The organism is Photorhabdus akhurstii, assembly GCF_018448925.1.
GTDB lineage: Bacteria > Pseudomonadota > Gammaproteobacteria > Enterobacterales > Enterobacteriaceae > Photorhabdus > Photorhabdus akhurstii.
Window position 1 is genome coordinate 1 of the sequence record NZ_RCWE01000027.1, and the last position, 21,433, is coordinate 21,433.

The following is a 21,433-nucleotide window of genomic DNA, read 5'->3' on the forward strand; positions in this document are numbered from 1 at the left end:
TGCATCACTCGCTCAATATCTGGATCACCGGCGCCCTCGGATAAAAAATCTGCCAGATGCGGATTTTTTTTTGCGACTTCCTGCGCCAATTGCCGTATATATTGCAATTCTTGTAGGAATAGAGACTCTTTTTTATTCATAACACACTGTCCTATAAGGTTTTTATCTGGAAAGATGTTTGTGAGGCGATTGCTGTAGCCTCACAAGGGGCATATTTTTCCCAGAGTTGAAATAATCAATTTTTTGTTAGAGAAATAACCTAGTAAAAATCCCATCATCACAGATAAAAGCAGTGCTTATAGCGTGAATAATGGCGAGTTGAATGAGAGGGAGAGAGAGATCAATCCCAGTCAGTTAGTCCCCAAGGATAAGGGGAACAGGGGGTAATTTTTAAATATAGACCATATAATGGCACTTAAGTAATAATTAAATATTCATCAGATAGCAAGAATTTTTTTCAAATTTACAAAAATATAAATTTGTAAGAAAGTGTTACAAATTCGATATGGAGTCAAAGAGATATTAGTCCATCTCGAATTCGCTAATTAAAAAAATATCTTTATTACAATCTCTTACGATGATTAATGGCATTATCTATTTAGTCGTTGTTTTAATAACTTTGTTAATGAGGCCGGAAAGGAGTGGTGAGAAAGGCGAGAATCTTATATGCATACTTCGTCTTTGCATGCGGTTTATATTTCCTATTGGTTGATAGGAATGGCCGTAATAGTAATGCCTGACGTGATAGTTGCTATGTTTAATATCAAATGAGTGATGATAATGATATTAAATACCAGTGCAGCTTGATAGGGCTAATCTGAAAACACCGCAGAAACTGCACTCGATACTGAGTTAAGTATCATCTAATTTCATGGGAAAAATTAATTCAAAGCAAGTACCCATGTTCATCATAGTAACTCATTTGAAACTTTTCCCAATGATGATAGATTTGTCCTATTGTTAAATTCATTCCCAATCCCACAAGAGATGGTAACGATCTCGTGACCAGCGATAATAGAGCGCTAGAAAGGCATTAATATTGTTAATGGGAAATTGTTCGAAGTCGAAATCTTCATCTTCATCCAAATAAAGTAGTTCACTTATCCATAGCCGCGTTTCTGCATATTCCTCATGGCAAGGATCATTCAGTATTGCGATTAAATCTTCATAACCATCAATCCCGCCGGTATCTTCCAAGGGACAAGCGCGAGCGCCATCCAGACAATAAAAAGGAAGCGGGAGGTTATTGGCAGGATAATGACTGTTTTCTAAGGTAATTTCATGTTCCCATTCATCGCCAAGATCATAGAGATAGGTAAAAGATCGCCCTTTTTGTTTAATCAGATCAGACAGACGGTATAAATCTTCTTCCTTGCCATCAGATGAGCTTTCTGGCGTTTCTGTTAGTCGCAGTTTGCCAATACGGAATTCATGTAGATGACTATCCTGCCATCCCATTACGATTTGTATCACGTCATGCAGCCTGTCAAATGAAATAGAGGCTGGAACGACAAATTGCCGCCAAATAGCAGGTTTTGAATCTATAAGTGTTATTTTTAATTGATAGAATTTTTCATTCATCGCTAATCTCCTAATGGTTTTGAGATGATTCTTTCTGTGTGTGCTATCTATTGTCAATATTTTATTGAGTTTTCTTGGCTGGATTTACTGGAATACCAACATGTTTGGCTGTTGTATGAAAAGCTTAGGGCATGTCATCAATTGCAGCAGCTAATGTTCATAATAGCTTTTAATAACCAATAACTTGACCTGACTAGCTTTCTCTTTACTGAGTATCGATTACGAGGATAATGTTTCTTTAAGATGTACAGTGTTTAAGATAGATATTTCCACTATTTTTCAGTTAGTTACCATTGCAGTCGGATATATGCCTTCGTGCATAGGTTACTTATTAAGTATAGTTTAAAATTGCGATCAGGATCGATATAGTCAGAGTTTTTGCTATTAACAAAAAAAACGCATATTATTTACATGTTGTTAATCAAATATTGAAGATTAATAACTGTCCTGGCTCAGGGAATCCTTAACTAAAGTTACAGATAAATGAGTAAGGTGTTTTTTTACGCGGTTAGTTTAATGGTTCAGTGTAGCAATCTGAATGGCGCTGCTTGAAGCTGTATCATGATGGTAGTTGATTAACCGCAGATTTTCTTATTGTAAAGTTACTCCTACCAATAAGAAAAGGTGATGAATTTTTGGTGTTTTATTGTATAGATTTAAAGGAAATGAGTGAGTATGCTATTGAGTAAAAAAATCAAAGAAAATTTCACTTTGATATGTTTATTTGGTTTTATTTCATTGGCCCATTTAAGCCTTGGATATCAGCTAAAGTTTATATATGTATTTAGTGCTTTTTCAATACTGATATTATTGTCAAGTTTGAATAAATATATATATTATATTTTTGTATGCATGATTGGATTAATGAGTGTAATCTATTCTCCCGTAGGGTTGAATTATGGTTGTCCTGATATCAATTCAGTAGGGTCTTTAATTTATACTAATAAAAATGAAGCTGTCGAGTTTATCAGTGGGTTGCCTCTTTTTACCTATTTAGTGGTGTCGGCTACTATTATATTAATGACTTTATCTTTAAAGGTAAGGATAACGCTAAAGAGAAAAAGTATAATATTCCTGTCACTGTTTTTTGTATTATCAGCTTTTTGGTCACCGGTAAAAGGGTATATAAAATCTGATTTCGATCCTAACTTTAATCTATTGGCATCAGGATTACCCGAAATTAGATTTCTTAGTGATGTCGTTGAGAGCTATAAAGAGGTTAATTCAGAAAGGATCAGGTTCGCTGAAATAATAAAACAGAAAGACTCTTGGCAGCCGGTGGTAAAAGAGGATAAATATGAAACCTATATCATGGTCATTGGTGAAAGTGTTCGAAAGGACTTTATGAATGCGTATGGTTTCCCTTATAACAATACGCCGTGGCTGGACAAGGCGAATGGCAAGATATTTACAAATTACATCTCATCAGCGGCATCGACTCAGTTATCTTTGACTAATTCACTGGCTCTGAAAGGCGAGAATGCGATCAATTTGAATGATAGTGTCATAACGTTGGCGAAAAAAGCGGGGTTTTATACCTATTGGATATCTAATCAGGGGATGAAGAGTGCTTTTGATTCTCCGGTGGCGTTGATTGGACAGCAGGCGGATAGTGTCCATTTCCTGAAAAGCGGTAGTTCTGATGACCGGCGTTATTTGCCTGATGATAAATTGATGCCTTATGTTAAAGAGGCATTAATACCAGAAAAGAAGAAAAAACTGATTGTTATTCATCTAATGGGATCTCACCCACAGGCATGCGTCAGAACGAATGGGAAATATGATCTGTTCTTACAATCGGAAGAAATTTCTTGTTATGTTAAAAGTATATCTAATACAGATAAGTTACTTTCTGAAATTGCGGCTGAGGCTAATCATCATCATGTAAGATGGACGATGCTTTATTTTGCAGATCATGGGCTTTCTTTTGTTGAGAAAGGAACCGATCAAGAAAACCTGACACATGATGATGAAAATAAACAGAGTTTTCAGGTGCCGTTTTTTATTACCGGCGGTGATTACGCTTATCGTGAAGAGATAACAGCACAAAGAAGCGGATTGCATTTTCTGACGCTATTTTCTGAATGGCTTGGAATAAGAGAAAAGAATATTCCCGATGATTGTAATATGATATCTAATAGTCAATGCAGTGGGCAAGATAAGATTGTTACCTTTAAAAATGAAGTTAAAGATTATGATCAATTAAATGACGATCTCCCCGATACACAATTCTTGTCGAAGAATATCAATTGATAATTTAATCATTGAGTAAAATTGAATGAAAATAAGGGGTTTCTTCTTTGAAGAAATCCCTTTTACAATCGCTCACACCTTAGTTAAGTGCTGATGACATATATTGTCTTACCTTTTAAAAGAATACTAATCTGTTTATGAATTAATATCGTTATGATATTAATCTGATATGGATTATTTTTTTTAAAATAAATTATCGATAGGATTTGGCGGTGTCTAAAAAGATTTCTGATAAATATACAAGTAATTTTCTTATCTAAACTGTGATTTATACCAGTAGTTATTTCAGGTTTAGTAGTTAATTATTAGAATGATAGAGGGCTCTTAGTGCAATTTAATCCAATGAAGGGGTGCAAAAATGAATCAAACTGTAGATGTTCTTATTTGTGTGGATGTTGATTATATTATTAATGATTACAATAAACTAGGAACAAATCCGGACAACCCTACACTGGTAGATAATAAATATTTTCATTATATTACTAATAATGAAAACGCTGATGTACCTAAAGATAATGCTACGGGTGGATTGATAGTAAAAATGGGTGTCGACGATACTATCAGATGGAGAGTAATATCTTTAACGCAACAATTGATACACTCAGTAAATTTATACAAAAAAACTAAAGAAAATAGCTATAAAGCGATAGCTCCGCTAAAATATACTCAGGAAGCAACAAAGGTCGCTTATCCAGAACAAGATAATAATCAATTACCCGGTACACCGTTTAAATATGGCATAGAATCTATAACACAATCCTATATGGAATCAAAAGGTAAGAAATCAGGTAAAGAAAAATTGACTTTTATAATAAGCATACATTATAACCTCGAGTTAATTGGGTATATTTCTCATAGCTCTTTTGTTCACGTTTTATAAATTACAAAATTAATATAAGATAATGGGGACGACATTATGAACACTGCTGATATTGATAATGCTGAATTTACTAAGAGTATAGATATTTTAATCTGTATTGATGTGCAATCTATTTTAAATAAATTGAATAAAAATAAACTAAGTCTGAGCCAGGATTATAAAAAGCCAACTAAGATTGATGATAATTTCTTCTATTATATTACCACTAAAAATCAAGCATATTCTCCCGAAAAAAATTCTACAAATTCACTTAAAGTTACAGGTAAGGTAGGTGATATAGTTAGGTGGCAATCTTCTAGCATATCTGCTCAATTTAATTATAAAGTGTTTTTATATCATATGGAAAAGAAAGGTGCGAATGATTGCATTTCCCAACCAATGACTATATATACATTAACTAATGTTGTTGTCCCGAAGCTTAAAAAAGCTCTAACGCTTCCGGAAGAAAATAGTATTGAATTGGCACAAGCTCCTTTAGCCGATTTTATCCATGAAAAAAGACATATTTACTATCAAAAATCTACGCTGCGTAAGCCAGGTATAGTTCAATATGCATGGTATATATCTATTTATGATAATTTAAATAAACTTGTTGGTTATTGCAATCATACCCCATTAACTAGTGTCGTTATTTCTGAGGATTAATTGTAATCTAATTATTCAACTAGCTAATGTAACTTAGTATTTTTTAATATACGCGTTACGCCAAGGATAGGCAGAATTACATTTAATATAAAAATTAAGCGTTTCACTGTTATATTACTGACTGAATATATAAAAATTATTATCATTTTATTATTAAACTAGAAATTTATAATTAGATTAATTATTCGATGTTTTATTCTTCCATATGAAAGGTTAAAACCACCGACTTTAGTCGGTCAGCTTTAGCTGAGATACTGTGTTGCATGGGAGGTGCAACATGGATTACAGATACGGTAGTCACACAGTATTTCAGATTGAATACCATTTTGTGTGGGTAACGAAATACAGGCACAAAGTGCTGATAGGTGAAGTAGCAATACGGGTGCGCGAGTTAGTTCGTCAGACATGTGAAGCATTTGAAATCAGGATATTAAAAGGGGTCGTGAGCAAAGATCATGTTCACATACTGGTGAGTAGTCCCCCGACATTATCTCCCTCAGAAATCATGAGGAGACTGAAGGGAAGGACAGCGAGTAAGTTGTTTGAAGAGTTTTCGCATCTAAAGAAACGCTACTGGGGTCAGCATTTTTGGGGCAGAGGCTATTTTTGTGCGACGGCGGGTCAGTTAACGGAAGAGATGATAAAGGCTTATCTGGAGCATCATTTTGAACCAAACCCGGATGATAACTTCAGGATGGACAATTGACGCATCGTTCAGCCGATGCGTATCCGGACTTTCAGTCCGTTAATCACTAACCCACCGACTTTAGTCGGTGGTTGTTGAGTTTTAAAAACTATGATTTATATCAGTGGTTTTTTTGAACTTAATTATTAATATAATAGATGATTGTTAAACAATCTAACACTTTATTGTGAAGGAGAATAGATATGAGCGACGCTATAGCGATTTCGAAATATCAAACTGTAGATATTCTTATTTGTGTGGATGTAGAAGCTATTCTCAGTAATTATGATTTAAGTAAATCAAAAACACTAGGGACAGCGAAATCAGTACATAACAAATATTTTTATTATGTAACAAGCAATGGAAATCTTTATACTCCTAAAAATAATGCTAAAGGAGAATTGGAAGTAATTATTAACGTTGCTGATGACATTAGATGGAGGCCAATGTCTTTGACACAGCAATTTGAATATACGGTACTTTTATGCCATATGAGATTACAAGCTGATGACGGCGGTGATGTTACGCTTATAACATTACCGCAACTTGATTATGGTGATATTTCTATTCCTTATTTGGCTAAAGATGATAATAATAATATCAATAGTGTGGTATATAAAAGAGATGGAGAAAATAGTGGCGGATTAATAACAAGATATTATCACCAATCAACAGCTCAGAGGGCAGGACGCGGTTCGTATGTCTGGTATATGAAAATATATCGTAAAAAACAACTCATTGGATATATTGGTCATGATCCTTTCATTACAGTTCTAGATGATTAAATACTTATAAAACCAATATATAAAAATAGGAATAGTATTATGAATAACATTGAATATACAGAGCTGGATGATGTAAGACCCATTATTGGTGTACAACTGATTGATGTTCTTGCCATTGTTGATGTGAAAGCTATCACAAACGATCTTGGTAATTCCATTAGTCAGGACCCTAGTAAACCAACGGTAATGGATGATAAATACATTTATTACATTACTTCTCAAAATAATATCTATATTCCCAAAAATAATGCTCAAGCTACACTTTTAATTCAAGGTAAGGTAGGTGATATCGTTAGATGGCGAGCTTCGACACTATCGGCTCAATTTGATGATCAGGTATTTCTGTATCATATGGAAGGGGTAGGCGCCAAATCGCTAGTTTCGCCACCAATCCTGACTTCAGCGATATCTCAAGTTGCGGCCCCAAGTAAAGAGGCAACATTAGGAACTAACCAAGACTATCCGGTAGTACTGGAAACTCGTAATATTTTCAATCAAGGATCTAAATTACGTACTCCAGGTATAGCCAAATATTCATGGTATATATCCATTTTCGAAAGATGGAATGTTAAAGACAACACGGGTAATCTTATTGGTTATCTTGCTCATTCTCCAAATATTCAAGTAGTTGATTAAATTCAACATTACCTAAAAATTGAATAAATCAACCATGAAATATTAAAAGTTGGTAAGTTATCACTGGAAAATAGAGTATAATTTCCAGTGATTTTACTTTATTTTCGATGATTAATTGTAATCTAATTATTTAATTAACTGATATAACTTAATATTTTAGTTTGCTGAATTGATATATGCGTTACGCCAAAGATAGGCAGAATGATATTTAATATAGAAATTAAAAGTTTCACTGCCATATTACTGACTAAACATATAAAGTTTCTCCTTATTTTATTATTAAACTAAAGGTTTATAGTTAAATTAATTACTCGATATTTTATTTTTCACTCAGTGTTTTTATTGTTAATTATGGAAAAAATAATTTCATAGTTAAATATCAGGAAAGTATAACTTTAACGCAAGAGAGAATGTTGAATTACTTATGTTTACAATTAGTAATTTAATACTAAAAATAATAATTTTGCGCTCCAATATTAATATGAATCTTATTTATATCTTGAAAAATTATTATAAAAATACAAGTAATTTGATTTTAAAAACTATGATTTATATTAGTGGTTTTTTTGATCTTAATTATTAATATAAAAGATGATTGTTAAACAATCTAACACTTTATTGTGAAGGAGAATAGATAATGAGTGACGCTATAGAGAGTTCTGGATATCAAGTTGTAGATATTCTGATTTGTGTAGATGCGGAAGCCATCGTTAGTCATTATGATTTAAGTAAATCACAAACATTAGAAACTGCGAAAGTGGTATCTAACAATTACTTTTATTATATAACAAGTACTGGGAATCTTTATGCTCCTAAAAATAATGCTCAAGGAGAGTTGGAGATAACCGTCAATGTTGCTGATGACATTAGATGGAGACCAATGTCTTTGACGCAACAATTTGAATATACAGTGCTTTTATGCCACATGACAGGAACAGCAATTGGCGGTAGTGATGTTACGCTTATAACATTACCGCAACTTGATTATGGTGATATTTCTATTCCTTATTTGGCTAAGGCTGATAATAATAATATAAGTAGTGTAGTTTATAAAAGAGATGGGGAAAGTCATGGTGGACTAATAACACGATATTATCATCAATCAACAGCTCAGAGAGAGGGATACGGCCAATATACCTGGTATATGAAAATATATCGTAAAAGACAACTTATTGGATATGTCTGTCATGATCCTTTCATTAAAGTTCTAGATAATTAAATACTTGTAAAACCAATGTATAAGAATAGGAACAGTATTATGAATAATATTGAACATACAGAGCTGGATGATGTAAGGCCAATTATTGGTGTACAACTGATTGATGTTCTTGCTATTATTGATGTAAAAGCTATCACAAACGATCTCGGTAATTCTATTAGTCATGACCCTAGCAAACCAACGGTAATGGATGATAAATATATTTATTACATTACCTCTCAAAATAATATTTATGTGCCCAAAAATAATGCTCAAGGTACACTTTTAATTCAAGGTAAGGTAGGGGATGTAATTAGATGGCGAGCCTCAACGCTATCAGCCCAATTTGATGATCAGGTATTTCTGTATCATATGGAAGGGGTGGGCGCCAAATCGTTAGTTTCGCCACCAACCCTAACTTCGGCTGTATCTCAAGTTGCGGCCCCAAGTAAAGAGGCAACGTTAGGGACTAACCAAGACTATCCAGTCGTACTGGAAACGCGTAATATTTTCAATCAAGGATCTAAATTACGTACTCCAGGTGTAGCAAGATATTCATGGTATATATCCATTTTCGAAAGATGGAATGTTAAAGACAACGTTGGTAATCTTGTTGGCTATCTTGCTCATTCTCCAAATATTCAAATAGTTGATTAAATTTAACATTATCTAAAAATTTAATAAATTAACCATGAAATATTAAAAGTCAACAGGCTATCACTGGAAAACAGAGTATAATTTCCAGTGATTTTATTTTCTTCATTCCGGCGAAAATATCCATTCATGCAATAATGGAAATTATTATTAAAATTATCCTTAAATAGATGTTTTTATTTAATTGTTTTATTGGTTAATTTCCAAAAAAAACTATTTCAAACGTAATTATAAGAAATAATAAGTGGTGTCTTATGATGTGGATAATGGGTTTGTTGTATAAAAAATCCTCATCAAGAGATGGACGAGGACTTTTACCATTGGATAATTAGATGATTTTTTTGTTTCAAAGAGAAATAGTTTCTCATACTACATATCTTACATAAAAAGAGATATTGAAATTAATCGAGTCCTTTTGCAGGAACCTCCCATATCTTGAAGAATCGTTTTACATTGCTTGCGGTGTAAATAACGGTATGGGATATATTTCGATGACCGAGATAATCTTGAATAAGGCGTGTATCTCTTCCTAAATCAGCGAGAGCATAACCACAAGCATGTCTTAACATGTGTGGATGAGGTGAAATATTAACTAATGCTTGCTTGCCATAACGTTTTAATAAACCATAAACTTGCTGGCGTGAAATAGCTCCTGATTTTTGTGATAAAAAGACCCATTCTGTATCTGATTCTCGCCAACTCTTTCTAATATTAAACCATTGATTTAGCGCTTTAATTTCTTCTGGTATTAACGGGTGTGTGGTTGATAATCCCCCTTTTAATCGCCTGACATGAATAATTTCTGAGCTAAGATCAAGATCGGATAATGTTAGATTACAGAGTTCGCTCACTCTAAAACCATGAATAAAGCACATCAATAACATGCAATAATCTCGCTCGGCGTGACGTCCCTGACGTGCTTTTTCTAAAATCGCATTAATTTCATATCTGGTCAAAAACTTACGTTTCTTCATGAAAATAATTCCTGTGCAATTGGGGCGGATAGTTATAGGTAGAAAAATAATATTAATCTACCGGAATATATCAATTAATAGAACTTTTATAAAATTATTAGCTGGTAACTCTAATTATTTTGACCAAAATCTATAATTATCGTTTTTAGATAGTTATAGATAGCCATTTTTTAATAGAAAATATCAGCTTGTAAGCTTTGTAATTATATATATGGAAATTATTTAACAATAAAAAGAAACTAAACAGAATGCACCAAACTGTAAATATGTTCCTATAAAACGACTGATTAAGTCAAATTTTGTGTAATGCCAAATTGCCAATGTTTAACTATTTATAATAGCTGGTTTTTTTTCATTGTTTTTTACTATTTTTTACACGCTGCCATTAATTTATTGTAAAAAATTAGTAGGTTCATCTGAATTCAATCAAATATTAATCGATTAATTAGATTATAAGTTCGAATTAATATCTTTTTTCGAGTGTTAACTCCGAAATATTATGTCCTCTTAGTGTTTTTGACTGAAAAAAACAGTTTGGTGCATTTTGTTTGGTTTAGAAAATATTAATCCGAGATTTTTAAACTGTTTTGCACTGAATATTGGGTGCATGGAGCTGGAATCCTGCACGGTTATTTTTTTTATGGTATTGGGTATTTTATCCTTAAATTCAAGGAATTAATTCACATGATATTGAATAAATTGGTTATGGCCCTGGGGTTAGGAGTAGCTTTGGCTGCGGGTTCTGTAAATGCAGCGAATCCTAGCCAAGGTCACGGAACGGTGACTTTTACCGGGTCTATTACTGATGCACCTTGTTCTATCACCCCGGAAACGGTTGATCAGGTAGTTCCAATGGGTTCTATTTCTAGCGCATCTTTGCAAAACGGTGGCCGTTCTTCTTCCACGCCATTCAAAATTTCTTTAGATAACTGTACGACTGAAACGATAAGTACAGTCACTACGACGTTTGTCGGCGCTAAATCTAGCATTACCGGCGGTGATGGTTTGCTAGGTATCGAAGGCGTTGCTAAAGGTGCGGGTATTGCGATCACTGATGCGGGCGGTAACAAAATCAAACTAGGGACTCCCTCACCGGCTGTAGCTCTGCATGATGGTAATAATGATCTGCATTTTGCTGCCTATCTTCAGGGGGATACTTCACCTGATGCCGTTGTTCCGGGTAATTTCACCGGCATTGCCAACTTCCAGCTGACTTATCAATAAGTCTTTTCATGCATGGAAACGCTGACAGGGAGGCGGGCGTTTCCTAATTAAAAGTTTTGAATAAGTTTAGCTGGAGAGACGTTATGAGTCGATATGCTGCCGTTGTTGTAGTGCCCTGCCTGTTAATGTTTTCCTGTGTTATTGAAGCTGAAACGGCAGCTCCACGAGGAACACAAGGATATGGTCGCGTTAGCATGCAAGGCACCATCATTGATACGGCCTGTGCGATTGACGCAGGTAGCCGTGACCAGACGATTGAGTTAGCCACGATCCCGGTAAGCCGGATGATACATGATGGACAGGGACCAGCACGCCCCTTTTCCATCCGTTTGATTAACTGTGTTCTGACTTCCGCCACTTTGGGTAAACCTGATTGGCGCCACTTTCAGGTAACGTTTGACGGCGTACCGGATGGGAACAATTTCCGCTTATTGGGTGTGGCTCAAGGAGTAGCGTTACAAATTACCGACATGTACGGCAATCAAGCGTACCCGGGAACTCCACTACCGGTGGGAGACTTACAGGCAGGGCGGATGACGCTTAATTACGCGATGCGATTGGTGGGTAATCACCAGTTATTGCAAGCAGGGCAGTATCGAACCTCTGTTCGGTTCAGGCTGGATTATTACTAATCATCGATCTGGGAATGCTATGGCTTTATTTTTGGGTTCGACCACTGAATATGACAAAGTGGTCTCGGTTCGGTGTGTCCTGAAACCTCTTATTATTTCGGTATTGCTTGCTTTAATAGGTACTCACGCTGTGTATGCGGAAGAGGAAATTGAATTTAATACGGACGTGTTGGATGTTCAGGATCGTTCTCGGATTAATTTAAAAGAGTTTTCCCGTGCGGGTTATATCATGCCGGGGGATTATCAGATGGCGATACGTCTGAACAAGAGCGAATTGCCGGAAATGCCGGTCACTTTTATGGCGCCGCCGGATGATCCTCAAGGAAGTGTGGCGTGTTTGCCGCCTGAATTGGTGAAACAGTTAGGGTTGCGGGCGGAATGGGAATCAAAGATTACCTGGTGGAACAATAACCAGTGCCTGGAGACTAAAGCGCTGCCGGGCATGACGGTGCGCGGTGATCTGAGCAGTGACACGTTATACCTGAGTATGCCTCAAGCCTATCTCGAATATAGCTCGCCAGACTGGGACCCGCCGTCACGTTGGGATGAAGGGATTTTCGGGATGATGTTTGATTATAACGTCAATGCTCAGGTCTCTAAGCCGACGAAGGGAAATGAAAATCAGAATGTCAGCGCCAATGGTACGACCGGGATAAATTTGGGCGCGTGGCGTCTGCGGGCAGACTGGCAATCACAGTATAACCACACCACGGGGCGGGGAGGGAGCACTGAGAAAAACTGGGATTGGAGCCGTTATTACTTATACCGGGCCATACCACGTTGGAATGCCAAATTAACCTTGGGCGAGGATTACCTCAATTCAAATATCTTTGACAGCTTCCGTTTTACTGGGGTGAGTCTGGTGACGGATGACAATATGTTGCCTCCGAACCTGCGAGGCTATGCGCCGGAAGTGACAGGAGTGGCGAAAACCAATGCCAGAGTGACTATTCGTCAGCAGGGACGGGTATTGTATGAGACCCAGGTTGCGCCAGGGCCATTCCGTATTCAGGACATTAATGACGCAGTGAGCGGCAAACTGGATGTTCGGGTAGAGGAGCAGGATGGCGGTTTACAAGAATTTCAGATCGATACCGCGAATATTCCTTATTTAACCCGTCCGGGCCGGGTGCAGTACAAACTGGCGGCGGGGAAGCCAACCAACTGGAAGCATCACAGTGAAGGATCGGGCTTTGGTATCGGCGAATTTTCCTGGGGAGTAAACAACGGTTGGTCATTGTACGGCGGGATACTGGGAGCCGGGGATTATAATGCGTTGTCGTTGGGGGTTGGTCGTGATCTGATGACCTTCGGAGCGCTCTCCTTTGATGTCACTGAATCCCGCGCCCATTTACCGGCTGAGGATCAAACGTTGACTGGCGGCTCTTATCGTCTCAGTTATTCCAAGCGTTTTGAGGAGTATGACAGCCAGGTGACTTTTGCCGGTTATCGTTTCTCGGAACGTGACTTTATGAGCATGAGCCAGTATCTGGATCGTCGTTACCACGATGGTGATGCAGAGAGCAATAAAGAACTTTACACCATTATGTTGAACAAGCAGTTCACGCATATTGGTGCCAGTATCTACCTGAATTACAGCCACCAGACTTACTGGAATCGTTCGAATAACGATCGTTATAACGTATCAATATCACGCTATTTTGATATTGGCAGTTATAAGAACATTAACCTGAATCTGTCTGCTTACCGTAATAAATATGAAGGTAAAAATGACGACGGGATGTATATGACGTTATCCCTGCCGTGGGGTAATTCAGGAACTATCAGTTATAACGCAATGGCCAATCGGGAAGGTAACTCCCACACGGTAGGTTATTACGATCGAATTAATGAAAACAGTAACTATCGTTTAGCGGTTGGTACCAGTATTGATGGCAAGGCCGCGGCTAACGGTTATTTAACCCATTACGGCGATCGTGCTCAACTGACGACCAGTGCGAGTTATCAGGATGGACGTTATACCACGGCAGCGCTTTCTATCCAGGGGGGCATGACCGTGACGCCGAAAGGCGCGGCGCTGCATCGCATTAATATGCCGGGGACCACCCGTTTGATGGTGGATACCGATGGTGTCGGCGGCGTACCTGTGAAAGGTTTCGGCGCGATTACCCATACCAATATGTTCGGTAAAGCGGTGATCTCTGATGTGAACAACTATTACCGCAACAGTGCGAGTATTGATTTAAACAAACTGCCGGACAATGTGGAGGCAGTACGGTCGGTACAACAGGCAACACTGACGGAAGGGGCGATTGGTTATCGTAAATTCCAGGTGATATCCGGTGAAAAAGCGATGGCGCTGATCCGCTTGCCGGATGGTAGCGTGCCGCCGTTTGGGGCAACGGTACTGAATAAGGACCAACGGGAGATCGGTATCGTCAGTGATGGTGGGAACACCTACCTGAGCGGGATAAATCCCGGAGAGAAACTGAATGTGCGTTGGGATGGAGAATTGCAGTGTGTGATTGAGCTGCCACATCAATTACCAAAAGTGGAAGAGATGGCTTCGTTATTACTGCCTTGCCAACTGGCCGACGGTAATAAACAGCCATGATTTTAATTGACTGGCAGCGTGAAAACCTTATTGCTGTCACCGAAGTGTATCGCGGTGATCTGTAATGATTATTCTAAGCATGAGTAATTGAGAGCATGAAATTGAACAATACAATCAATGTAATCACGATAGCTATCTTAAGTCTGTCAGTGATCAGTGAGTCAATGGCGGCTATTGCGCTGGATCGTACCCGCGTTGTGTTTAACGGTGAGGACAAATCCACCAGTATGGATATCAGCAACCAGAACAAAGAGTTGCCGTATCTGGCGCAGGGATGGATAGAAGATGAACAGGGTAACAAAATCAATGGTCCGTTAGTGGTGACGCCGCCGGTACAGCGGGTGGAGCCGGGCGCTAAGAGCCAGGTGAAAATACAGTCACTGCCAACCATCGCACAGTTACCACAAGATCGGGAAAGCTTGTTCTATTTTAATTTGCGTGAAATTCCGCCGCGCAGTAAGAAGCCGAATACCTTGCAGATTGCGTTACAAACTCGGATCAAGCTGTTCTATCGTCCGAAAGCCATTTTTGCCAGCCGTACCGATTTGGATAATCCGTGGCAAGAGAAGATGACTTTGACGCGTCAGGGAGACCGATATCAGGTGAACAATCCGACACCGTATTACATCACCGTGGTGGATGCATCAAGCCAGCTTAAGGGCGAGACGGCGGCGGGATTTAAACCGTTTATGATAGCGCCTAAAAGTAGTGCGGTGCTGAGTGGCAGTACCGGGGAGTTAGGGAGTGCGCCGGTACTAACGTATGTCAATGATTATGGCGGCCGACCGCAATTAACTTTTAATTGTGCGGGGAACCATTGTCAGGTGACTAAACATTCGTCGTGATGGGTAAAGTCGGGAGGGGCGACAATGAACATCAAGCGGATAAGTTGCGTACTGGCACTGGCGATCTGGCTGATACCGATGACGGAGAGTCAGGCGAGGGAGACGCGGGCAGCAGATATAGATGGGCTGTACGGTGAACTGCATGTGTTTGGTGGGCTGACTGAGGCGGCCTGTCGACTGGACATGACCTCTGCATGGCAGGAGGTGAATCTGGGGAACACGCCAAACAGTGACTTACGCCAGCCAGGTGATAAAGGAACACCGATACCGTTCACATTGAAGTTTCGTGACTGTCTAAGAACTAAAGGGGCAGTCAATGACAGTCGGACCGGCAATCTGACGTGGGATCAGTTACAGCCGGTGGTAACGGTTAGTTTTGCGGCGCCGGCGGATCGCGATTATCCACATTTGGTGCGGGTGACGGGTATCACCGGGTTGGGGTTACAGATAACAGATACCGCGAATAATGATATCCGGTTGGGAGAGCGGGGACGCCCCCGTTTTACGGCGTCGGGGCAGGACAGCTTGGAATATTACGTGACGCCGGTGCGGACGCCGAGAGCGCTAGGGATTGGGCAATATCGCGCGGTAGTGGATTTCAGGGTGAATTATGACTAATTCTCTGTGTTCTCTTTTTCAGTGTTCTCTGCGAATAGAAAGGCAGTATCGCAGGCAGAAAAAATGGAGCGTATTACTGTTTAGCTGTTTGTTGAGTGTAAATGCTCAGGCTGATTTACTGACAAATTTAGCCGCAAGACCTGTCAGTAATTTTGCGGGTAAAACACCGGTCAATATTTACGGCGTGGTTATCGCTCCTCCACCTTGTGTGATTAATAACGGCAATACTATTGATGTAGATTTTGGCGACGTGATGATTACCCGCATTGATGGGGTTAATTATATGCAACCCGTTAAATACACCGTGAGATGTGAAAAAATGCCGGCTAATGCGATGAAAATGATGATATCGGGTAACGCTGCCAGTTTTGATCGAACGGTGTTACAAACCAATCACGCTGGGCTAGGCATCGCTGTTATTCATAACGGGCGAAAATTGCCCGTCAATGACTGGATGAAATTTAGCTATCCTAATTTTCCTGAGTTACATGCGGTGCCGGTAAAAGATATGGCTGCGGTATTGAAAGGCGGCGACTTTGGCGCGGGTGCAACCATGATGGTTGAATACCAGTGAACGGGAGACATGCAATGAACCCTCTGATCTATCGTGTTTTCTGGGGTGCGTGCCTGGGGTTAATCAGTGTGATGCCGGGACAGGCGGCAGATAATATGTGGTTTCACGGCACACTGCTTGAAGCGCCCTCTTGCGTGATTAATGACGGCAATATGATTGATGTCTATTTTGGTCGCAATGTTGGCATCCATCAGGTGGACGGGGTGAATTATACCAAGCCCGTGAATTACCAGTTGGTATGTGCGCCTAATCTCTCAGGTTGGAGTTTAGGATTAACGGTGATTGGCCCGCCAACCTCATTTGATGCTGCCGCGTTGCAAACCAATATTACTGATTTAGGCATTCGTCTGACGTTGGATGGTAAAGCGTTCACCCTTAATGAGCGTATTCCGGTGGCATCACAGAAACAGCCGGTGATACAAGCGGTGCCGGTGAAAAAACCAGGAAGTACGTTGCCGGAAGGGGCATTTGAAGTGACGGCGACATTGCTGGCGGAATACCAGTGAAAGGAAACTTAATGAAATATTTAAAATTATTCGTGTTGCGTGTTGGTTTTATGGTTATTGCTGCCACGGTTTATGGTCATCAAGTGGTACAGGCTGCGGATAATATGCGTTTTCACGGTGTATTGGTTAAAGAACCTTGCACGATTAAACCGGGTGATGAAGATATCCAGCTCGATTTTGCAACAATTTCTGAAAAATATTTATATCTGCATGGTAGGACCCATAGCGAACCTTTTCTACTCAGGTTATCTGGTTGCGATATGAGTGTGGGTAAATCGATTAAATTGACATTCAGCGGCATAGAAAATACGCAATTGCCGGGCTTATTAGCGTTAAGTGCAGGGAGTCAAGCCTCTGGAATTGCCATCGGTATAGAAACGGCAGAAGGCAAACGGCTGTTGTTGAATAAAGAGGGGGAAGAGTATCCGTTAAAAAAGAGGGAAAACTTGATTGTACTGCAAGCATATGTGCAGGCAGAACCTGCTGCGCTAGCTAACCAGACGATTAAGCGAGGCGCATTTCATGCGATTGCGACATTTAATCTGAATTATGACTAACTTGCACGGTTTTATTAGGTAACTAAATGAAAAAGTTATTCTCTGTTTGCCTGGTACTTTTATCGCTGTTTTCATCAAATGCGGTTGCATCGATATTTTCATATATCACTAAATCCGAGGGGATTCCGACAAATGCCTATTATACTTTTGTCATTGAACGTTGGGACCCAGAAAACGATTTTACGCCAAATCCTTGTTATGGTTATTCTGCGTGTTGGATATCGGTTAACCATCGCCATTTTGTTGATGGTTATTCAGGGCAGCCCTATAGGATATTTAATACTCGCGTGGAAAGATTTAAGACCATGAAACAAGTGCAAGCGGAGATATTGAAATATACCAGTTTTCCGATCACCGGAGTTGCAAAACATTTTGGTCCTGCGATTCGATCGCATCAGGAATGTGTCGGGCTATTTTATGAAACTGATCAAAATGGTTTTCATGGAAGATTATTACCTGGATCTTTATGTGGCGTTGCGCCGCCGCCGATAGGATTTTGTCAGGTCAGTGAAGGCTCCGTTGAACTTAATTACGGTAGTATTGATGAGGCAAAACTGGAAGGCGCAACCAGAGCGGAAAATATTAATGTGACCTGCAATGTAGACATCGAGATTATCGTGACAGCGACGGGGCCAGATCGGGGATTCGTACCGTTAAGAAGCGATGGTAGCTTGAAAGCTAAATTGCTATTAAATGAGAAAAACGGTGAAGACGGTGTTGCTGTATTTGTACCGGCTGGCGGAAATGTACCCGTTACAGTGAAATCAATTTTACAGAAAAATGGCAGAGTAGAGGCAGGACCTTTCTCAGGATCAGGGGCAATAATTTTGGCGATGCCATAAAAAGGTGTTTTTTTAATTTAAGGGCTGGGATGAAAATGAAACAAGATCATCTATTAGTAGGGAAGCGTATTCAAAAAAGAAGGAAAGAGTTGGGTATGACCGCCGCCAAATTGGCGGAAAGAATAGGTATTAGTCAGCAACAACTCTCACGTTATGAGAGAGGGATAAACCGAATTAATTTATCCCATCTGGTGCGGATCGCTTCAATATTGGAGACGCCGATAAACTGGTTTTTCCTTGATTGTAGTTATCCTGTAGCCAATAACAGCATCAATAAATTAACAGACCAATATATCCCTATTGCGGAGGCTACATTGGGTAAATTTGGATGTTAACTGATCTCGATGCCAATCGGGGGATCTATAAACCAGTTGATGACTGAGTTTTGTGACCGACGGAACGGTCACTTTTATGATTTATTCGTTAGCCGTGTTATTACCACAACGTTATTACCACAAATTAAAAAGTCCATTCTTATTTATCTCCCCCTTTTGACGAAGTTATTAAAGTTCAGATAGTAATTTAATTAAGGAACAAATACTCACGACACCATAACGTTCAGGAATTAATGTTGAATATGTCGGGGGCTAATAACTCGTTGTCTCAAAAAGAGAACAAACTGCTACTCAATATTTCCCGCTCAAAAATAGATATGTTATCGACGGTTTAACCAAAATTCAGAAGTTAATCAGCAAACAAAATAACTCAAATGACAAGTAAAACGCAGCGCGTTAGCTATCTGATTGTTTAACTTGTCGTGATGTTGTTTTAGGCAAAATGTATCGAACAAATAAAAGGAATCGATGAAATGAAAAAACAAATTTTGAAGACCTGTGCGATAGCGGCGCTGTGTCTGGGGGGGATGTCGCAGGCGATGGCGGAGGAAGTGAGTGCCGGTACCCTGACGGTGAACTCTTCAGTGACCGCGGAGACTTGTAAGTTTGCAGCAATAGAGCCTGTTAGTCTTGGCGCTTTGGTATCTGATTTTACAGGGAAGGGAGATGGCGCAATTTTAACTAACACGCAAAAATTCGTCACGATTAAAACGGAAAAATGCCCTCTGTGGAGTTCTGCGAAAAGCGTTAAATTGACGGTTGGCGGCACCGCAGCAGGACCAGGAGGCAATTACTTTCAACTTCTTAACTCCACGGGTAATGCTGCAATTACCGACCATGCGGTTGGCCTGACGATAAATGATAAGCTCATCCCGCCAGGTGCGCCAGTTAACCTAAAAGATGCCTCATACAGTCCCGCAGTAGCCGGTGATAATGCCATCACGCTTAAAATAGGGCTGGCTAAGCTTGGTGTGGCGGCGGTAAAAGCAGCAGAGTCCAAAGGGAACCTGACCGTAAAAGTAGCGTATGACTAATTCAACGCCGACAGGCGTTAGAAACACATAGCCGTGGAATTGGACAGGGAGGTCCAATTCTTACTTACGCAATACCAAACCAGACATTTTCAGGTGAGTCAGTGAAAAGATTGATGACAGCAATGATAGTGACCGGTCTGTTAGGCTGGTCGGTTACTTCCGCGCAGGCGGAAGGGGTGGGGATCAGTACTACTCGTATTATCTATCCAGCGGATAGCCGCGCGACAACCGCCTCAGTGAGCAATACCAGTAAAGAAGCGGTCTATTTAATACAGGCGACAGTCAGTTCTACTTCTGCGGGAGATAAAACCGCCCCATTTTTGGTGACGCCACCTCTGTTTCGTATGGAACCCAACAGCCAGAATCAGGTGCGCATCATCAAAACTGGCCCGTCGCTGCCTGCCGACCGGGAATCCCTGTTCTGGTTTACGGCGAAGGCTATTCCGTTAAGCTCTGAATCCGATAATCGCTCCCAGCGGAATGTCTCCGGCGGAATACAGTTTGCTATAGCCAACACGATTAAGCTGATGTATCGCCCGTCGGGATTGTCGGTTTCGCCGGAGCAGGGATTTGGTTCACTGCGCTTCAAACCGACAGCCGCGGGAATCACGATAACCAATCCGTCACCTTATTACATCACCTTAACCTCCCTAAAGGTGGGTGGACAGGAGGTGATGACGCAGCAGAAAGCGAACATGGTCTCCCCATTCTCTGACCTCTCTCTACTACTTAAAGGAGGGCATTATCCAGCCAAAGTAAGCTGGACGGTGATTAATGACCTCGGCGGAGAATCCACCTATCAAGGGGAGATACGGTGATGCGAAAACCGTGGCCCCTTATCAGACGGGCAGCACTGGCTTGCTTGTTTTGTATCGCCTCTCAGCCCGGGGGAGCGAGCCCAAACACGGCAGAACTGACATTGGCGCTGACGCTGGAGCAGCCAACCTGTGAGCTTTACATGCAGACATCTCATGTCGAGTTTTCATCCGTACCACTCACCCAGGTGCAGAGCAGTACGGAACGTATCGCAGCAGCAGGCAGCAAACCCATTACGTTGGCGTTGTCAGGCTGTGCGGGATCAGCCAGAGCAGGCCGTACTCCGGCCATTAAAATAGCTGGCCCCACGTCAGAAGGCCACCCGACGTTATTTCGGGATAAAACTTCCACGGTAGCGGGAAATGTGGGATTTGTCCTGCGCTATCAATTGCCGGGAGGCGGGTTGGGGAGCTACCTAAAAAATGGCGATTATGTGAATTTGGCGCCACCGGGTAACGCCGCTAAAGAGAGTCAAATTACCTTCCAGATGGATATGCGACATGAATCCGGCACGGTTGTGCCGACTCCCGGTGAACTGACCGCGCACATTCAATTTCAATTTGATTATCACTGAGCGCAGCTCG

At 40.2% G+C, this 21,433-nt stretch carries 24 protein-coding genes; 21 read left to right on the top strand and 3 right to left on the bottom strand.

Annotated elements, in window-relative coordinates:
• Positions 1–140, bottom strand: a 140-nt coding sequence (locus EAE93_RS19955; protein ID WP_214040430.1) for a type VI secretion system baseplate subunit TssF, incomplete at its 3' end; no start/stop codon positions are given.
• 826 nt (positions 141–966) lie between these two features.
• Positions 967–1,581 carry a plasmid pRiA4b ORF-3 family protein gene (locus tag EAE93_RS19960; RefSeq protein ID WP_036808390.1) on the bottom strand — a complete coding sequence of 205 codons (615 nt, stop codon included), beginning with the start codon at positions 1,579–1,581 and terminating at the stop codon, positions 967–969.
• 681 nt (positions 1,582–2,262) lie between these two features.
• Here EAE93_RS19960 and EAE93_RS19965 point away from each other — a divergent pair.
• From EAE93_RS19965 to EAE93_RS20000, 8 genes are all read left to right on the top strand, one after another.
• Complete coding sequence (locus tag EAE93_RS19965; RefSeq protein ID WP_214040407.1) at positions 2,263–3,834, top strand: phosphoethanolamine transferase; 1,572 nt, start codon at positions 2,263–2,265, stop codon at positions 3,832–3,834.
• A 358-nt stretch (positions 3,835–4,192) separates the two neighbouring features.
• Complete coding sequence (locus EAE93_RS19970) at positions 4,193–4,714, top strand: AidA/PixA family protein (protein ID WP_036808387.1); 522 nt, start codon at positions 4,193–4,195, stop codon at positions 4,712–4,714.
• Between the two features lie 36 nt (positions 4,715–4,750).
• Complete coding sequence (locus tag EAE93_RS19975; RefSeq protein WP_036808384.1) at positions 4,751–5,359, top strand: AidA/PixA family protein; 609 nt, start codon at positions 4,751–4,753, stop codon at positions 5,357–5,359.
• 277 nt (positions 5,360–5,636) lie between these two features.
• Entirely contained in the window at positions 5,637–6,065 is a 429-nt protein-coding gene (gene tnpA, locus EAE93_RS19980) for an IS200/IS605 family transposase (protein ID WP_214040357.1), read from the top strand.
• A 182-nt stretch (positions 6,066–6,247) separates the two neighbouring features.
• Positions 6,248–6,829, top strand: a complete 582-nt coding sequence (locus EAE93_RS19985; protein ID WP_036808382.1) for an AidA/PixA family protein — start codon at positions 6,248–6,250, stop codon at positions 6,827–6,829.
• Positions 6,830–6,868: 39 nt separating this feature from the next.
• Positions 6,869–7,465 carry an AidA/PixA family protein gene (locus tag EAE93_RS19990; RefSeq protein ID WP_036808380.1) on the top strand — a complete coding sequence of 199 codons (597 nt, stop codon included), beginning with the start codon at positions 6,869–6,871 and terminating at the stop codon, positions 7,463–7,465.
• A 637-nt stretch (positions 7,466–8,102) separates the two neighbouring features.
• Positions 8,103–8,684 (top strand): AidA/PixA family protein, encoded by a 582-nt coding sequence (locus EAE93_RS19995; RefSeq protein ID WP_036808379.1) that lies wholly within the window; start codon positions 8,103–8,105, stop codon positions 8,682–8,684.
• 39 nt (positions 8,685–8,723) lie between these two features.
• On the top strand, positions 8,724–9,320 hold the full coding sequence (locus EAE93_RS20000; RefSeq protein WP_052105764.1) for an AidA/PixA family protein: 597 nt from the start codon (positions 8,724–8,726) through the stop codon (positions 9,318–9,320).
• Between the two features lie 398 nt (positions 9,321–9,718).
• On the opposite strand, the gene EAE93_RS20005 is transcribed toward EAE93_RS20000, so the two are convergent.
• Complete coding sequence (locus EAE93_RS20005; protein ID WP_036808378.1) at positions 9,719–10,291, bottom strand: tyrosine-type DNA invertase; 573 nt, start codon at positions 10,289–10,291, stop codon at positions 9,719–9,721.
• 684 nt (positions 10,292–10,975) lie between these two features.
• On the opposite strand from EAE93_RS20005, the gene EAE93_RS20010 reads away from it, so the two are divergent.
• The 13 genes from EAE93_RS20010 (at position 10,976) to EAE93_RS20070 (ending at position 21,423) form a co-directional block, all read left to right on the top strand.
• Positions 10,976–11,515, top strand: coding sequence for a fimbrial protein (locus tag EAE93_RS20010; protein WP_036782747.1), 540 nt, complete (start codon positions 10,976–10,978; stop codon positions 11,513–11,515).
• An 83-nt stretch (positions 11,516–11,598) separates the two neighbouring features.
• Complete coding sequence (locus tag EAE93_RS20015; RefSeq protein WP_214040408.1) at positions 11,599–12,147, top strand: fimbrial protein; 549 nt, start codon at positions 11,599–11,601, stop codon at positions 12,145–12,147.
• A 19-nt stretch (positions 12,148–12,166) separates the two neighbouring features.
• Entirely contained in the window at positions 12,167–14,722 is a 2,556-nt protein-coding gene (locus tag EAE93_RS20020; RefSeq protein WP_214040409.1) for an outer membrane usher protein, read from the top strand.
• Positions 14,723–14,817: 95 nt separating this feature from the next.
• Positions 14,818–15,567, top strand: a complete 750-nt coding sequence (locus EAE93_RS20025) for a fimbria/pilus periplasmic chaperone (RefSeq protein WP_040148821.1) — start codon at positions 14,818–14,820, stop codon at positions 15,565–15,567.
• A gap of 24 nt (positions 15,568–15,591) precedes the next feature.
• Positions 15,592–16,185, top strand: a complete 594-nt coding sequence (locus tag EAE93_RS20030; RefSeq protein ID WP_214040410.1) for a fimbrial protein — start codon at positions 15,592–15,594, stop codon at positions 16,183–16,185.
• On the top strand, positions 16,178–16,759 hold the full coding sequence (locus tag EAE93_RS20035) for a fimbrial protein (RefSeq protein WP_214040411.1): 582 nt from the start codon (positions 16,178–16,180) through the stop codon (positions 16,757–16,759). The genes EAE93_RS20030 and EAE93_RS20035 overlap by 8 nt, the downstream gene beginning before the upstream one ends.
• 14 nt (positions 16,760–16,773) lie before the next feature.
• A complete protein-coding gene (locus tag EAE93_RS20040; RefSeq protein WP_040148817.1) occupies positions 16,774–17,265 on the top strand; it encodes a fimbrial protein in 492 nt (163 codons plus the stop codon).
• Positions 17,266–17,276: 11 nt separating this feature from the next.
• A complete protein-coding gene (locus EAE93_RS20045; RefSeq protein ID WP_040148816.1) occupies positions 17,277–17,822 on the top strand; it encodes a fimbrial protein in 546 nt (181 codons plus the stop codon).
• 26 nt (positions 17,823–17,848) lie between these two features.
• Positions 17,849–18,664 carry an MrpH family fimbial adhesin gene (locus EAE93_RS20050; RefSeq protein ID WP_040148815.1) on the top strand — a complete coding sequence of 272 codons (816 nt, stop codon included), beginning with the start codon at positions 17,849–17,851 and terminating at the stop codon, positions 18,662–18,664.
• Positions 18,665–18,693: 29 nt separating this feature from the next.
• On the top strand, positions 18,694–18,999 hold the full coding sequence (locus EAE93_RS20055; protein WP_040148814.1) for a helix-turn-helix domain-containing protein: 306 nt from the start codon (positions 18,694–18,696) through the stop codon (positions 18,997–18,999).
• Between the two features lie 473 nt (positions 19,000–19,472).
• Positions 19,473–20,033 carry a fimbrial protein gene (locus EAE93_RS20060; RefSeq protein WP_052105762.1) on the top strand — a complete coding sequence of 187 codons (561 nt, stop codon included), beginning with the start codon at positions 19,473–19,475 and terminating at the stop codon, positions 20,031–20,033.
• Between the two features lie 101 nt (positions 20,034–20,134).
• On the top strand, positions 20,135–20,851 hold the full coding sequence (locus EAE93_RS20065; RefSeq protein ID WP_052105761.1) for a fimbrial biogenesis chaperone: 717 nt from the start codon (positions 20,135–20,137) through the stop codon (positions 20,849–20,851).
• Entirely contained in the window at positions 20,851–21,423 is a 573-nt protein-coding gene (locus tag EAE93_RS20070) for a fimbrial protein (RefSeq protein WP_214040412.1), read from the top strand. Before EAE93_RS20065 ends, EAE93_RS20070 begins: the two co-directional genes overlap by 1 nt.
• The last annotated feature ends 10 nt before the right edge of the window (positions 21,424–21,433 follow it).